General features: G+C 71.8%; 11 protein-coding genes. 8 read left to right on the forward strand and 3 right to left on the reverse strand.

The features are described from left to right. Positions 1 to 99: 99 nt before the first annotated feature. Both ACFVTC_RS22065 and ACFVTC_RS22070 read left to right on the forward strand, forming a co-directional pair. Positions 100 to 2,907, forward strand: a complete 2,808-nt coding sequence (locus tag ACFVTC_RS22065) for a D-alanyl-D-alanine carboxypeptidase family protein (RefSeq protein WP_390129496.1) — start codon at positions 100 to 102, stop codon at positions 2,905 to 2,907. A gap of 236 nt (positions 2,908 to 3,143) precedes the next feature. Further along, the gene (locus ACFVTC_RS22070) at positions 3,144 to 5,054 is read left to right on the forward strand and encodes an MFS transporter (protein ID WP_390129498.1); all 1,911 of its coding nucleotides are present in this window, start codon (positions 3,144 to 3,146) and stop codon (positions 5,052 to 5,054) included. 239 nt (positions 5,055 to 5,293) lie between these two features. Here the strand turns inward: ACFVTC_RS22070 and ACFVTC_RS22075 are convergent, their stop codons facing one another. From ACFVTC_RS22075 to ACFVTC_RS22085, 3 genes are all read right to left on the reverse strand, one after another. Beyond that, complete coding sequence (locus ACFVTC_RS22075; protein ID WP_390129500.1) at positions 5,294 to 6,142, reverse strand: MerR family transcriptional regulator; 849 nt, start codon at positions 6,140 to 6,142, stop codon at positions 5,294 to 5,296. Between the two features lie 231 nt (positions 6,143 to 6,373). Further along, the gene (locus ACFVTC_RS22080; RefSeq protein WP_390129501.1) at positions 6,374 to 6,871 is read right to left on the reverse strand and encodes a glutathione peroxidase; all 498 of its coding nucleotides are present in this window, start codon (positions 6,869 to 6,871) and stop codon (positions 6,374 to 6,376) included. A gap of 37 nt (positions 6,872 to 6,908) precedes the next feature. Further along, complete coding sequence (locus tag ACFVTC_RS22085; RefSeq protein WP_390129503.1) at positions 6,909 to 7,874, reverse strand: transcriptional regulator; 966 nt, start codon at positions 7,872 to 7,874, stop codon at positions 6,909 to 6,911. 281 nt (positions 7,875 to 8,155) lie between these two features. On the opposite strand from ACFVTC_RS22085, the gene ACFVTC_RS22090 reads away from it, so the two are divergent. The 6 genes from ACFVTC_RS22090 to ACFVTC_RS22115 all read left to right on the forward strand — a co-directional run bounded on the left by ACFVTC_RS22090 (position 8,156) and on the right by ACFVTC_RS22115 (position 14,995). Continuing rightward, positions 8,156 to 9,427 (forward strand): MFS transporter, encoded by a 1,272-nt coding sequence (locus ACFVTC_RS22090; RefSeq protein ID WP_390129505.1) that lies wholly within the window; start codon positions 8,156 to 8,158, stop codon positions 9,425 to 9,427. Between the two features lie 150 nt (positions 9,428 to 9,577). Beyond that, positions 9,578 to 10,315, forward strand: coding sequence for a rhomboid family intramembrane serine protease (locus tag ACFVTC_RS22095; protein WP_390129506.1), 738 nt, complete (start codon positions 9,578 to 9,580; stop codon positions 10,313 to 10,315). A gap of 312 nt (positions 10,316 to 10,627) precedes the next feature. Next, positions 10,628 to 11,251 (forward strand): DUF6230 family protein, encoded by a 624-nt coding sequence (locus ACFVTC_RS22100; protein ID WP_390129508.1) that lies wholly within the window; start codon positions 10,628 to 10,630, stop codon positions 11,249 to 11,251. Positions 11,252 to 11,363: 112 nt separating this feature from the next. Beyond that, the gene (locus tag ACFVTC_RS22105) at positions 11,364 to 11,840 is read left to right on the forward strand and encodes a DUF6114 domain-containing protein (protein WP_390129510.1); all 477 of its coding nucleotides are present in this window, start codon (positions 11,364 to 11,366) and stop codon (positions 11,838 to 11,840) included. Continuing rightward, positions 11,830 to 12,561 carry a hypothetical protein gene (locus ACFVTC_RS22110; protein WP_390129511.1) on the forward strand — a complete coding sequence of 244 codons (732 nt, stop codon included), beginning with the start codon at positions 11,830 to 11,832 and terminating at the stop codon, positions 12,559 to 12,561. The genes ACFVTC_RS22105 and ACFVTC_RS22110 overlap by 11 nt, the downstream gene beginning before the upstream one ends. Positions 12,562 to 12,688: 127 nt before the next feature. Further along, positions 12,689 to 14,995, forward strand: a complete 2,307-nt coding sequence (locus tag ACFVTC_RS22115) for a hypothetical protein (RefSeq protein WP_390129513.1) — start codon at positions 12,689 to 12,691, stop codon at positions 14,993 to 14,995. Positions 14,996 to 15,112: the final 117 nt, after the last annotated feature.

A 15,112-nucleotide genomic window follows, 5' to 3' on the forward strand; every position in this document is an offset into this window, starting at 1 on the left:
ATGGTCTGTCGAGAGTGCGTGACCGGTTCGTAGTGGAACCGGCAGGTATGTCGTTCTCGTCTACCGCAGGGGTTAAGCCCGCACACAGGACACTGGTACATGGTTCGGACAGCGATGTCCGGGCAGCGGGTCAAGGGTTTCACGGTTCGTTGGGCGCCCGGTGGGTGGCGCACGGAGGAGGCATCGGTGGCGGGCGAGTCCCCCGACAGGTCGAAGCAGCACGAGTCGTCGGCGTCGTCGGCAGAAGCGACGTCGGGGACCCCCGCGGCGGTTCCGGGGCCGGTGCGGTCCGCCGCGGCCGCGGCGGCGGACCCCCGTCTGGCGGTGGCCCGTGAGCGGGCCGCCACGGTGCGGGTGGACCAGGCCACGGCGGTGTTCTCGACGCGGGCCCTGGCGGAAGGTTCCGCCGGATCCGCGGAGAAGGTTCCCGCGGGCGGCGGGGAGAAGGTCTCCGGCGGGTCCGGAGAGAAGCCTTCCGGTGGGTCCGGAGAGAAGACCCCCGGTGCGTCCGGCGAGAAGGGTTCCGGCGGAGACGCCCGGCTGCGGGCCGCGGTGGCCGCGTGGGTGTCGAGCGCGGACGAGGAGGAGCCCAAGGTTCCGCAGGAGGCCGGGAGCGGGGCTGCGGGCGCCGAGGAGACGGAGGAGTCCACCTCGACGGCGAAGGGCGCGGAGGCGGCCGCGGAGGACTCGGGGACGGCCGACGAGGACGCGCGGGCGGAGGCCGGAGCCGGGGACAGGGCCGCCGGGGGTGCCCAGGACGCCGGGGACGCCGAGAATGCCGGGGACGCGACTGACGGAGCGTCGGCTGAGGAATCCGCGGACGACAACGATGCCGAGGCCGACGGCGACGCCGATGCCGCTGCCGAGGCTGGTGACGACGGCGAGGCCGCTGCCGAGGCTGATCACGCGGTCGCGGACGACGCCGGGGCGGACACGGATGTGGACGCCGACGCCGAGCCGAAGAAGGACGCCGAACCCTCGGACGCAGACCCCTCGGACGCCGAGCCCGTGGCCGCCGGCGAGGTGAAGGCCGCGGCCGGGACGAAGGCCGCCGACCTCGAGCCCGGGTCCGAGTCCGGGTCCGGGTCCGAGTCCGGTGAGGACTCCGGGACGGGCGAGGACTCCCGGTCCGGTGACGACCCGGTCGAGGACGAGAAGCCCGGCTCGAAGTCCGACGCCGGGGGATCGGCGGCCGCGGCCTCGAAGCCCCCCGTCGACCAGCCCACCGCCGTCTTCAAGACGCCGCGGCGCCCGGCCGTGGACCAGCCCACCACCATGCTCAAGCTGGGCGACGCGAAGCGGGACACGAAGCGGGACGCGAAGCCGTCCACGGACAAGCCCGCCTCCGAGCCCGCCGCCAGATCCACCGCAACGCCGACGGACAAGCCCGGACCGAAGCCGGGACCGAAGACCGGCGCGAAGCCCGAGGACGAGCCGAAGCCGAAGGCCGCGGCGGAGCCGAAGGCCGAGGCCGCGGCCGAACGCACCAGCAAATTCGTCGCCCTCAGGTCGCTGGACGGACAGGCACCGGCGAAGCCGCGGGTGACCCCCGCCGACGCCACCACCGCGATGCCCCAGGTCGGCCCCGAGCGCACCACCCAGCAGCCGCTTCCGCCGAAGCCGCCGCTGGACCTGCTCGCCGAGCTGACGAACACGCCGCCGCCCCCGCAGACCCCGGTACGGACACTCGCGCGCCGCGTGAAGATCTGGACGCCGCTGGTCCTGCTGCTCGTGGTGATCTTCGCGATCGCGCAGGCCGTACGTCCGCTGCCGAGCGTGGCTCTCGGACTCAGCGCCGACGCCACGTACACCTTCGAGGGCGGCACCCTCGACCTGCCCTGGCCGGGCCATGGACAGTCGGCCATAGAGGTCGAGGGCGTCGGAAGCCTCGGCACGGACGGCAAGCAGGCACCCGCCCCCATCGCGAGCGTCGCCAAGATCATGACGGCGTACGTGATCCTCCAGGAGCACCCTCTGAAGGGGAGCGAGGGAGGCGAGAAGATCACCGTCGACCAGCAGGCCGAGGACGAGTCGAAACTGCCGGACGAGTCGACGGCCGCCATGTCGAAGGGGCAGCAGTTCACGGAGCGCGAGATGCTCCAGATGCTGATGATCCCGTCCGGCAACAACGCGGCGCGGCTGCTCGCCCGTTGGGACTCCGACAGCAAGTCCTTCGTCGCCAAGATGAACGCCGCCGCCAAGAAGCTCGGCATGACGAACTCGACGTACACGGACCCGAGCGGTCTGCAGAAGACGACGGTGAGCACCGCGACCGACCAGCTCAAGCTCGCCAAGCGGGTCATGCAGAACGACGTGTTCCGCGGCATCGTCGGGATGGCCAGCGCCCAGATCCCCGGCCTCGACAGCAAGATCTACAACAACAACGACCTGCTGGTGAAGCAGGTCGGTGTGATCGGACTGAAGACCGGCTCGTCGACCCCCGCCGGTGGAAACCTGGTGTGGGCCGCCACCAAGACGGTGAACGGCAAGCAGCAGACGATCTACGGCGCGGTCCTCGGCCAGAACGCCGGGACCGGCAAGGTCTGGGACAGCCTCCAGCTCGCCCTCACCGACAGCCAGAAGCTGATCGACAAGGTGCAGAAGGGCCTGGTCTCCGCCACGGTGGTGAAGAAGGGCGACGTCGTCGGGTACGTGGACGACCAGCTCGGCGGCCGGACCCCGGTCGTCGCCACCAAGAACATGACGGCGGTCGGCTGGCCCGGTCTGAAGACGAAGCTGTCGATCGGCGAGGGCGACCAGGCGGTCCCGCACACGGGCAAGGCGGGCGAGACCGTCGGTGTGCTGACGGTCGGCGACGGTTCCAGCCACGCCGTCAAGATCCCCGTCGCGCTTCAGAGGGACCTCGCCGAGCCGGGCTTCGGCGCCCGGCTGACCCGTGTGAGCTGAACGGACGTACAGGTGAGCGATCGAGCGGACGCGCTGGTGGCGGCGTACGCCGCGAGCGCCCCGAAACACCACGCGAACGCGCGATGAGCACCGCGCGAACGTGCCGCACCCCGTCGGGGGCGTCCCACCCGGGCGCTCCCCGGCGGGGTGCGTGCTAGCGTCGCGAGATCGGGGCAGGTCGCGGGCCGCGGGCCCCGGGGCGAGCGCGAGGAAACGGGACACAGGAGTGCCTTGTAGTGGCGACAGCGGAGCCGACACACGCCGACGACGCCGATCCGGGCCCCAGGGCGGGCTCGCGAATACGGCTACCCGCACGTTCCGCCGAGGCCGACGGACCGGACGGCGCCGCCGGATCTGACGGACCTCACGGCGCTCACGGTCCTCACGGTCCTCACGGACCTGACGGTGCCGAGGAGGAGCCCGGCACCCGTACCGCCCGGCTGAAGGGCTTCGTGCACCGGCACCCCGTCGCGGTCGTCACGGCGCTGGCCGGACTGCTCCACCTCGCATGGTTCTTCTCGTTCGCGAACAGTGGCGGGGATCTCGCGGCGCAGGACGCGTGGGCCGAGTTCGTCGGACGGCACCCGGACTCCGCGTACAACCTCGCCTGGTACGGCGGTATGCACCCGGTGTCGTACAGCGTGGTGTCGCCGTATCTGATGTCCGTGCTCGGCGTCCGGACCACGATGATGATCGCGGGGACGCTCTCCGCCGGGCTGCTGACGATGATCCTGATCCGCAGCCGTGCGGTGCGCGAGCCGCTGTGGCCCGCGCTCGCGGGAGTCTTCGCGCTGCTGTGCAACGCGGCGTCGGGCCGCGTCACGTACGGCCTGGGCATGGTGTTCGCGCTCGCCGCGGCCGCCGTCGTCTTCTGCTGGCCCTACCGCTGGCGCCACAAACGCTGGGCGAAGGCCCTGTGCGCGGCGCCGCTCGCCGCCCTCGCCACCGCCGCGTCGCCGGTGGCCGGGCTGTTCGTCGGCCTGGTCGCGGCGGCCCTCTTCCTCCAGAAGCGGCGCCCGGGGGCGTACGCGCTCGGGATCGCGCCGACGCTCGTCGTGGCCGCCTCGGCGTGGCTGTTCCCCTTCTCCGGGACCCAGCCGATGTCCATCGGGTCGGCCTCGCTGCCGTTCATCTACTCCGTGCTGGTCTTCGCGCTCGTGCCCAAGGAGTGGAAGACGGTACGGATCACGGCGGCGGTGTACGGCCTCGGTGTCCTCCTCGTCTGGCTGATCAGCTCGCAGATCGGCTCCAACATCACGCGGCTGGCGATGCTGTTCGCCGGGGTGGCGCTGCTGGCGGCCCTGCCCTTCACCGTGCCGAAGACGCGCAAGTGGTACGTGACCGTCGTCGCCTTCGCCGGATTCACCGGGTGGATCGGGTTCAAGTCCGTCGACGACATCGTGCACACGACACCGGCGGCCTCCTGGGCGCGGGAGCTCGCCCCGCTCGTGAACCAGCTCCAGGTCGTCGGTGCCGAGAAGGGCCGTGTCGAGGTCGTCCCGGCCCGCTCCCACCGCGAGGCGTCCGCGCTCGCGCCGTACGTGAACCTCGCCCGCGGCTGGAACCGGCAGGCCGACATGGAGCGCAACCCGCTCTTCTACGACGACACGCTCAACTCCGCGAACTACCACGAGTGGCTCCAGCGCTGGGCCGTCCACTACGTGGTGCTGCCCAAGGGGGAGCCGGACGGCAACGGCGGTGAACGCGAACGTCAGCTGGTCCAGCGCGGCATGCCGTATCTCCGGCAGATGTGGGGCGACGCGAACTGGCAGCTCTTCGCGGTGACCGATCCGACGCAGCTCGCCGACCCGCCGGCCGTGGTCGACCGTGCCGAGCAGGGCGAGCTGACCATCGAGGTGAAGAAGGCCGGCCGCGTTCTCATCCGCGTTCCGTACTCGCCGTGGCTGGGCCTCGTCGACGCCGCGGGCAAGAGCGTGAAGCCGCCGCAGGAGACGGAGAAGTCCAAGCACCGGGCCGAGGGCGCCCCGAAGACGTACGACAACCTCAACGGCTGCCTGATGGAGACCCAGGAGAACGCCTCCGGCGACAAATGGACCGAACTCCTCGCGCCGGCTCCCGGCACGTATCGCCTGGCGGCGCCCTACCAGCTTCCTCGGGGTACCCCGTGCCCAGAGGAGCTCCGCTGACCCCTGGGGGCTCCGCCCCCAGACCCCCGTTCGGCCTGGACGGCCTCGTCCTCAAACGCCGGACGGGCTGATGGTGCCGGCCGGGGCATGTGTTTCAGCCCGTCCGGCGTTTGAGGACGAGCCCTTCGGGCGAAGCGAGGGTCCAGGGGGCGGCAGCCCCTTGGCGGGGTTAGGGGCGGAGCCCCAAGGGATGGGACGGGTAGGGGCGGCGGGGCGAGGGTCCCGACCGCCCCGGAGGGTCACGTCACCGGGAACGCCACGTCACACACCGCGTCCTCAGGCCCCGCCGCATCCCAGTCCCCGAAGTACACCTCCCGACAGGGCCCGTCGACCGAGAGCCCCCGCTCCCGAACCCACGCCTCCACAGCCTCGAACGCGGCGACGATCTGCGGATGAGCCACCTGCGCCTTGGTGATCCGCGCATACGCCAACCGCCGCGCCGGCTCGACCCGCACCCCCACTCCCGACCCCGGCCCCCACCGCTCCGCCCAGCCCCGCGCGGCCTCCCCGTCGGCGACGGGCACACACGACTCGGCAGGCCCGTCGCTCTCCATGCTGACCTCGGCGTAGTAGACGACGAAGGGCGCCCCGGTCGTGCCCCCGCACTCCCGCGCCCCCTCCTCCAGCCGGCCGAGCGAGGCCGGGATCCACACCGGCAGCTCATCCGCGAGCGTGTGCCGCGTCTCCGTCAGCACCACCCGCTCCGGCACGTCCACGGTCTCGACCACGAACTTCCCGTACATCTCGGAACTCCTTCCCGACAGCCGTCCACGGAGGTACTCGGCCAGCGTCCGCTGCGAGGCGAACCGCGTCTCGGCGTCCGCCCAGTAGGCGGCGAGCCGAGCGGCACCGGTGGTCCCGTCGGCCTCCACCACGTCCGCGATCCGCGCGAGCGGCATGTCGAGCCGGCGCAGGAGCGCGACCATGCGGGCGCGTTCCACCTGGTCGGCGCGGTAGTAGCGGTAGCCGCTGACCTCGTCGACGTGTGCCGGAGCGAGCAGTCCGAGCCGGTCGTACAGCCGAAGCGCCTTCGGCGAGAGCCGCGCGCGGGCGGCGAACGCGCCGATCGTGAGCAGTTCCTGATGCACGAGTCCATCCTCCGTCACCGGGCGCGGTCCGCCCGGTGACGGGGAACACTGGTCCCTGCCCCAGGGGCAAGGTCAAACCCCGCAGAACCGGAACCGGAACCGGACCCAGAAACGGACCCTGAGCCCGAACCCAACCCGCGACCTGAGCCCGAACCCAACCCGCGACCTGAGCCCGAACCCAACCCGCGACCTGAGCCCGAACCGGATTCGGGACCCGACCTTGACCGCGAACTACGCGAGCGACTTCTCCACCGCCGCCACGACCTCCGCCGAGTCCGGCTCGACCTGCGGCGAGAACCGTGCCACGACATCCCCGCCCGGCCCGATCAGGAACTTCTCGAAGTTCCAGCGGATGTCACCGGTGTGACCCTCACCGTCGGCGGTGTCCACCAGCCGCTGGTACAGCTCGTGCCGCGCGTCCCCGTTCACCTCGACCTTCTCGGTCATCGGGAAGGTCACCCCGTACGTCGCGGAGCAGAACTCGGCGATCTCCTCGGAGGTGCCGGGCTCCTGTCCCATGAACTGGTTGCAGGGCACACCGAGCACGGTGAAGCCCTGGGCGGCGTACCGCTCGTGCAGCCGTTCAAGACCCGCGTACTGCGGGGTCAGCCCGCACTTGGAGGCCACGTTCACGACGAGCACGGTCTTGCCGCGGTACTGCCCGAGATCCGCGGAGCCGCCCTGCAGAGAATCGATCCGGACGTCGAACACAGAGTTGTCAGTAGTCATGAACGGATGCTAACTCCGCCCGGTCCGGCCACCCGCGTCAGCCGCCCTGAGCCTTCACGAGCACCTCGCCGGCGGCCGTACGCGAGTAGAGCACCGACCGGCCCGCCCGCCGCCGCTGGATCAGCCGGGCGTCCAGCAGCACCTTCAGATGCCGGCCGACGGACCCCAGCCCCTGCCCGGTCAGCGCCACCAGCTGGGTCGTGCTCAGCGGAGAGCCGAGGTGGACGAGGACACCGGCGCGGGCGGGACCGAGCAGCGCGCCCAGGCTCTCCGGTACGGCCTCGGGCCCGGCGTGGGCGAGCGCCCCGACGCACGGGTAGACCACCGCGTACCGGTGCGGCTCCTCCCATGAGACCCAGCCGTGGCTCTGCGGTGTGACCGGTACGAAGTACAGCTCGGCACCCGAGATCTCGCGCGGCGGATACTCGTGCGGGTTGACCTGCAGCCGGTTGTCGCCGAGCCAGCGGATCCCGGGCCGAAGCGCGTCCAGGGCGGTCGCCCAGCCACCCTGGCTGAGCTGTGCGCTGCGGGCGACGACGTCGGCCTCCAGGACGCGCCGACGCCGGGCCCAGTAGGGGCGTACGGTCTCGGTCCAGATGTCGGTGAGGAGACCGGCGGCACGCTCCGGCAGGTCGTCGCGGTGCAGGGCGGCGGGGAGGGGCCCGCGCAGAGCGACGGCGAGGTGGGCGCGGGCCTCCGCGGCCGGCACCTCCCTGACCCGTGCGACCTCCTCCTCGAAGCCGGCCTCGCCGCGTGGCGTGGGAGTCAGGAAGTCCGCGATCCACTCCCGGCCGAGACCGGACCGGATGAGCAGCGCGGTGACCGGATCGTCGGCCAGCCGACTGCGGTACGCGGGCAGATGGGCGTCGAGCCAGGCCCGTTCGCCGGGGTGCGCGGCCGAGCCCGACTGCAGCACCTTGAGGCTGGCGAAGGTCTCGGCGAGCGGTGACAGCACGAAGCGGCTGCGGGCGAGGGTGTCGGCATTGATCTGCCACCACCCCATGTCCGCTCCCCGTCCCTTCCGTCACACCCGTCCCGGCGTCCGCTCCGGCCGCCGGGCCCTGCCTGTCCCCGGGCGTCTTCCCGCCCCGGACCTGTCCCTCCGGGCCTGCTCCTGCCCACGTGGCCGCCCCCGCACCCCTCCGGTCCGGCATTCCCGCCGGTACCCGGACGTCTCAGCGGCCCGTCGGCCATCCCCCTGCCAGGGCCGTCCCGCACCCCCGTTGCTTTCGCCGCCCCGCGAAACATTGTCGACCGCCTCGTACGCAGCCGGAGACTGCGCCCATGCGCAGCTACTCCGACCTCTTCCGCACCCCGGAGTTCACTCCGCTCTTCCTGACGTCCGCGCTCCAGGGAGCGGCCTCGACGGTGGGCGGCCTGGCCCTGGGCACCCTGGTCTACCGGGCGACCGACTCGCCCCTGCTCTCCGCCCTGAGCATGTTCGGCCCGTCCCTCGCCCAGGTGCTGGGCGCGACCACGCTCCTGTCCGCGGCGGACCGGCTGCCGCCGCGCGCGACGACGACGGGCATCGCCCTCGCCTTCGCGTTCGGTACGGCGGCGGTGGCGCTGCCCGGCCTCCCGGTGGCCGCGATCTTCGGCGTCCTTTTCGCGCTCGGCCTGGTGGCCTCCCTGAGCGGCGGGGTCCGCTGGGGCCTGCTGAACGAGATCCTCCCCAGGGACGGCTATCTGCTGGGCCGTTCCGTCTTCAACATGATGAGCGGGATCACCCAGGTCACCGGGTACGCGGCAGGCGGCTTCCTGGTGGCCGCGGTGTCCCCCCGCGTCGGACTCCTGACGGCGGCGGCGCTGTACCTGGCGGCGGCGGCCGGCACCCGCCTCGGCCTCACGCGCCGCGCGCCCCGCGCCTCCGGCCGCCCGTCGGTCGCCCGGACGTGGCGCACGAACGCCCTCCTGTGGTCGTACGGTCCCCGCCGCACCGTCCTTCTGCTCCTGTGGATCCCCAACGGTCTGATCGTCGGCTGCGAATCCCTCTTCGTCTCGTACGCCCCCGAGCACGCGGGTGTCCTCTTCGCCTCCGCGGCCTTCGGCATGCTGGTGGGCGACGTGACCACCGGCCGTCTCCTCGCACCGCGCGTCCGGGCACGGCTGGGCGCTCCGTTCCTCCTGCTCCTGGCCACGCCGTACCTGGTCTTCGCCCTCCACCCGGGCATCGCGGTGTCCGCGGCCTGCGCGGCCGTCGCCTCCGTCGGCTTCGGGTCGAGCCTGATCCAGCAGGAACGGCTGATGGCGCTGACGCCCGAGGAACTCGGCGGCCACGTCCTCGGGCTGCACTCCTCCGGGATGCTGACCCTGCAGGGCGCGAGCGCGGCCCTGGCGGGCTCGGTCGCCCAACTGACCTCGCCCGGCGCGGCGATGACGGTGATGGCGACGGCGTCGATCGGCGTCACGGCGGCGCTCACGCTCTCGGGGAGGGGGCGTGGGAAGGGAAGGGGGATGGAGACGAGGCCGGGGTCGGGGGCGGGGTCGGGTGGCCGGAGGAGCGCCGCCGGAACCGCGCCGGAGCCGACGTCGGTCCGGGCGAAGCCCCTTCCGTAGGAGTGTCGGTCCGGTACACCGCCGGTGCCGTACTCCGCATTCCAGGTCACGGCCCGCGAGTGCCGTGCGCCTCCCTCTGGGCGGTCCGGCCCGGACTTCATAGAGTTCTCGGTGACGCGGATGCGGATCCGCCGGGGAGGGGATCGTGCCATGGGCGGAGGACCGGATCAGGAGCGGGCGGGCAGGGGGCCGGTCGACCCCGAGCGGATGATCGCGGAGGCGCGCAAGGCGTTCTTCGTGATGTTCGGGTTCCTGGTGATCGTCTGGCTGGTGCAGCTGGCCAACGCGGCCGACCACTACGCCCTTTCGCGGGACTACGGGGTGGTCCCCGGAGACCTCGGGACGTTGCCGGACGTCATCAGCGCGCCCTTCCTGCACTGGAGTTGGGCACACATCGAGAGCAACTCCGGGCCGCTGTTCGTGTTCGGATTCCTCGCGGCGTACCGAGGTGTCGTCCGTTTCCTCGGGCTGAGTCTGCTCGTGGCGGTGACCAGCGGACTCATGGTGTGGTTCTTCGAACGGGGCGGTGTCGACACGGTGGGCGCCAGCGGTCTGGTCTTCGGGTACTTCGGCTACGTCGTGGTCCGCGGGATCTTCGACCGGCACCTGATCGACACCCTGATCGGCATCGTCATGGCGGCCTCCTTCGCCTACCTGCTCACCGTTGCCGTGCCCGGGACGCCGGGGGTGAGCTGGCTCGGCCATCTCGGGGGCCTGATCGGCGGTCTGCTCGGGGCCTGGCTCTTCAGGGACCGGGGCCCGCGGTCCCTGCCGACCGCCCACTCCAGCGGCGACACCGGGGCGCCCGCCCGCCGCACCCCGCGGACGGGCGCCGACAACCCCCGCGCGGACCTGCACAAGGAACTCGACGACCTCGGCCTCCTCTAGAGCGTGTTGACCCGCGGGGTTCCCACCCGGCCGCACCGACCGGACCGACCGCACCGACCGGACCGACCGCACCGGTCGTACGGACGAGCCGCGGCGTCGCCCCGTCCGCGACGGCCGGCGGATCGGGAACGCCGACGGCGTCACCGCACCGCGTGTCGTCCGGATGGCGCAACGGAAACCGACTCACCCGTCCGGCCGACCTGGCGTGCCGTCGGCTGTCGCGCAGGGAAGCCTAGGATCCGCCACTAGAGAGAGACGTCGCCTACCCCTGTCTGGCATCGGCGAGCCCACGTCATGACCGGAGGAGACGGGATGCTGCACCGCGCCGGCAGGACCTCCTGGAAGCGCTTCGCCCGCGTTCTCGTCCCGAGTGTCATGGCCGCCGCGGCCCTCGGCGTCGGCATGGCCCAAGGAGTACTGGCCGCGTCGTTCCTCATCTCCGGCCAGAAGTTCCAGGTGGCCCTGGACACGCTGGACGCCCATGGTCTGAGCATCTACGGCACGGTGGACGTGACCAGGCAGGGCACCCTCGTGCCGGTCGTGGTCACCGGGGCCCGCCGCGCGGAGATCAGCGGGCTGTGCCAGTCCGTCGTGGTCGCGATCCCGGTCCTGGGCCCGTACACGCTGAGGATCACCGGCGGCCGACGCAGTCCGATCGAGGCGAGGAACCTGTTCCTCGACGCGACATCCGTGTCGAGCGGACAGGCGAATTTCGACGACCTCGACATCGGTGTGGCGGCGGGTGCGGTCAGCAAGGGCCCGATCAGCCCGCAGGACAGGAACTCCCGGTTCTTCGACCCCAACGGCTTTGCCCAGCAGGCGGATTCGGCCCTCCTGAAGGACGTGCGCTTCACCACGGTCGCGGTCTCGGCCACCACGTTCAACGTCCCCGGCCTCGATGTGCGACTCAGGCAAGGCCACCACGAGTGCTTCTGATCCGCCGGCACGAAACACCCACTGTCCGCGCCCGCTCGCCACGTACTCCCGCACAAAGTCCGCACAAAGTCCCGCACGTACTCCCGCCCGCCGAACACCACGGAGAGCTCACGTGTTCCTCCAACGAACCGGCAGGCGCGAGAACCTGCGTGTCGCCGCCGCCCGACGGGGATTCAGGACCTGGCGGGGCGAACGCCCCTTCTGGGCAGGTCTGTTCACTCTCGCCGCAGGCTTCCCCATCATCTACTTCCCGTACGCGCACCTGAACCTCGGAGCCATCCCCGTGGCGCTGTCGACCTCGGCGGGCGCGGGGTCGCTGATCATCGGGGTCCTGCTCGTGGTCCTCGCCATCTCCCTCTGGTTCCAGCGGCAGACGCGCGTATTCGCGGGGATCACGGTCATTCTGCTCGCGCTCGTCTCGTTTCCCGTCGCCAACTTCGGGGGCCTCCTCATCGGGCTGGTCTCCGGTCTGATCGGCGGATCCCTGGCCTGTGCCTGGGTGCCCCCGACAGGCGACCCCGAGGAGGGGCTCGCGGTGAACCGTGCGTCGACCCCCGTCCCCGTGGACGAGGACCACGGTGAGAGGTGACGCCCTGACCGGCGGTGCGACAGGCGGGCCGGAGTCCGGCCCCTGCCCTCCGGGCGGTGCGGCGAAGAACCGCTCGGGCGGCCGACCGCTGCGTCCCCTCACCTGGGCGCTGGCACTGCCCGCACTCTCCCTGGTCCTCCAACTCGCCACACCGGCGGTCTCGAAGGCGTGGCTCGCCCCCGGGGGTATCCGTGCGTCCGGGCCACCAGCGGGTGCCGGCACGCCGGCCGCGCGACCGTCGGCCGCCCGGTCCCCGGCCCCCGAGGCGAACGTCCCCTGGGTGCTGCGTGCCGACAGACTCGTGCTCCACGACAGCGCCTTCCGCGGCGTGGTCGTCGTCAGGACCGCGGCCGGCTCCGAGCGGGTGCTGAAGTTCACCGCACGGTCGCTGGACTTCGGCGACCTCGATCTGACGGCGGGCCGCGGGCGCGCCGCGATGCGTCTGCGGACCAGACCCGCGACCACATCCACGCTCAGGGGCAAGGACGTGGTGACCCTGTACGCCCAGAAGCTGTACGGCACGCTCGTCGGACTGGGCGGCGCTCCGCTCCCCGCGGACCGCAGCGTCACCGTCACGCCCGATGCGCTGCCCCCGTGGCTCTCCCACCCCACCGCGCCCAGCCGCACCATCACCTTCGAGAACGTGACCGTTTCACGGATCGCGCGGCTCAGCGGCGACATGGCCATCGCCGGGCCGGCCCTCAGCGTCGCGACCCGGTGACGAGGGCACGGCGGTGGTCACGGTGAGCCGGCCGGGCTCTCCCCGAGCGCGCTGACCGGTGGCGGGACGCGATCTTCCCCGTGCTATTTTGCGCTCCTTGATCGTGAAGGTTATGTGGGGGCCTTTCATGAAGCCGGTGCGATGCACACCGCCAACCGTCGCGGCGCTGCTCCTGGGACTGACGACCGTCATCGGTCCCGGCGCGGTCGACTCGTACGCGGCGTCGGGCGTACCGCTGCCGATCGCGCACTTCGCGCACCTCGTCGTGGACGCTCCGCACGGACACCTGTTCATCAGCGGCGGCGCCGGCACCGACGGCATTCTCGTCACCGACCTCGACGGCGGGAACCCGACGACGATCGGTGGTGAGCCGGGTGCCACCGGTCTCGCCCTCTCCGACGACGGATCGGTGCTGTACGCGGCTCTCCCCGGCCAGGACGCGATCGCGGCGATCAGCACGGACGACCTGACCGAGTCGGCTCGTCACGGCACGGGCACGGGAACCCGTCCGGACTCGCTGGCCGTCGCCGGGGGCACCCTCTGGTTCGGGTACGGCACGGCGGGCGCCGGCGGCATCGGATCCGTCGACGCGGCCGGCACGGTCACCTTGCGGCAGGATGCGGGCAGTTGGCCCGCACCGCCGATGCTGGCGACGACCCCGACCCCCTCCGGCGTACTCGCCGCCGCCGCGCAGACGGGCGACACCTCCGCCGTCGTCACGTACCGGGCCGAGGGCGACGCGCTGAGCCGCCTGGCCGCGAAGGCACTGCCCGTCCCCGACCTGAGCGACTTCGCGGTCACTGCGGACGGCCGGCACCTGGCGGTCCCGTCCTCGGCGCACCCGAGCGTCGACCGGTACAGCACCTCGGATCTGGCGGTGGACGGCCGATTCAGCGAGGTCGTGGACTCAAGAGCCGTCGCCGTGGCCCCGGACGGCACCATGGCCGGCTGCGGCTGCACGTACGGGGTCCGGGTGTTCCCGGAAACGGACGAGGGCTCCTACAACGAGTACGAGTACGAGTCTCCGCTGAGACTGCCGGCCCACGGCCTCGCCTGGTCACCGGACGGGAGCCGCCTCTACATCGTGGGCGTGGACGCCTCCGGGGGGACACCGACGCTCCGCACAGCCCGTGACCCGGAAACCGCATGGGTCCGGCTCAGCGGAGGTTCGACCACCACGCCGCTCGCCCCCGGCGAGGACTATTCGTTCCGGACGGGCTTCCTGTCGCCTCTCGACCTCGGTGCCGGGGAATCCCTGATACCGGGCACCGTACGGATCACGCGTTACGACGCCGCGGATCCGGACGGCGTGCTCATCCCGGACCCGACCACCACTCGGGCCGGCGTGGCCGACTTCTTCGGCGCCTACCACGTCGCCGGCACCGCTCCCCTCAGCGGCCCGCTGAGCTTCCACGTCGACTACTCCGGAAGCGGCCACTACGGTCCGGCCGGCCAGACCTTCGACATCCCCGTCGCGAAGTACGCGCCCACCATGGCGCTGGCGGCTCCCTCCACCGCCGGCCGAGCAGCGCCGACGACCGTCACCGGGCGCCTGACGTGGCCCCACGCGCATGTGACGACCGGCGCGGTGCACGTCGTCAAGACCGACCCGGCGCACACCTCCGGCTCCTCGCCGGTCACCGTGCCCGTCGCCGCCGACGGCAGCTTCGCCTTCCACGACACCCCGCAGGTCGGCGGCGTGAACACCTACGCGTTCAGCTACGACGGCGGCACCTCCTACCTCCCGGTCACGGCGTCGGCGAAGGTGCAGGTGTCCCGCGCCACTCCGAGCCTGAGCGTGACGACCGACGCGAGGTCGTACCGCTCAGGCGCGACCGTCAAGGTCACCGCGCATCTGGGAACCACGTACAACTCCCGTTCCGTGACGCTGTACGACCAGCCCGCGGGCAAGTCCCGGACCCAGCTCAAGAGCGGCAAGGTCGACGCGCACGGGAACCTCGTCGCCTCCTACAAGGTCACCCGCAACACCGTGTTCAGCGCGGCCTTCACGGGTGACTACCGCTACGCGCCGCGTACGGTGACCACCGGCACGACCTTCACGCCGGCGGTCCGGACGGTGATGCAGTGGCCGCTCACGACCACCCGCGTCGGATCCACCACATACCAGGTCTTCTACAAGTCCGAAGTCAACATGAGTTTCAACCTCCAGGTCACCCCCCGTCAGACCGGCGGCTGCACCACGGTGTACCTCGAGCACTACTACTCGGGGGCCTGGCATCAGGGCACCTCGCAGACCTGCGTGCCCCTGTACTCCGGCGACTGGTACGGCTACGCCCGGAGTCTGAAGCTCTACACGAGCAACGACCACTACCGCATCCGCGGCCACTACACACCCCCGGCCAAGGACGCACAGACCACCGGCGTGTGGAGCCCGTGGACCTACCTCACGGTCCGCCCCGGCAGCCCCTCCTGACACCGGAGCCCCGCCCTGTCGTCCGTGCGGCGGCTCCGCGACGCGGACCGGTGTCGCTCCGCGACGCGGACCGGTGTGAGGGCGTCGAACCCGAAGCCCTGGAGTCCATGGAGTCCC

The sequence above is a fragment of the Streptomyces sp. NPDC057950 genome (genome assembly GCF_042887295.1).
Taxonomy (GTDB): domain Bacteria; phylum Actinomycetota; class Actinomycetes; order Streptomycetales; family Streptomycetaceae; genus Streptomyces; species Streptomyces kaempferi.

What these genes read in the sequence shown, in the direction of transcription:
- ACFVTC_RS22065 (WP_390129496.1), top strand. Translation starts at nt 100, where the DNA reads ATGGTTCGGACAGCGATGTCCGGGCAGCGGGTCAAGGGTTTCACGGTT.
- ACFVTC_RS22080 (WP_390129501.1), bottom strand. Translation starts at nt 6,871, where the DNA reads ATGACTACTGACAACTCTGTGTTCGACGTCCGGATCGATTCTCTGCAG.
- ACFVTC_RS22085 (WP_390129503.1), bottom strand. Translation starts at nt 7,874, where the DNA reads ATGGGGTGGTGGCAGATCAATGCCGACACCCTCGCCCGCAGCCGCTTC.
- ACFVTC_RS22090 (WP_390129505.1), top strand. Translation starts at nt 8,156, where the DNA reads ATGCGCAGCTACTCCGACCTCTTCCGCACCCCGGAGTTCACTCCGCTC.
- ACFVTC_RS22095 (WP_390129506.1), top strand. Translation starts at nt 9,578, where the DNA reads ATGGGCGGAGGACCGGATCAGGAGCGGGCGGGCAGGGGGCCGGTCGAC.
- ACFVTC_RS22100 (WP_390129508.1), top strand. Translation starts at nt 10,628, where the DNA reads ATGCTGCACCGCGCCGGCAGGACCTCCTGGAAGCGCTTCGCCCGCGTT.
- ACFVTC_RS22115 (WP_390129513.1), top strand. Translation starts at nt 12,689, where the DNA reads ATGAAGCCGGTGCGATGCACACCGCCAACCGTCGCGGCGCTGCTCCTG.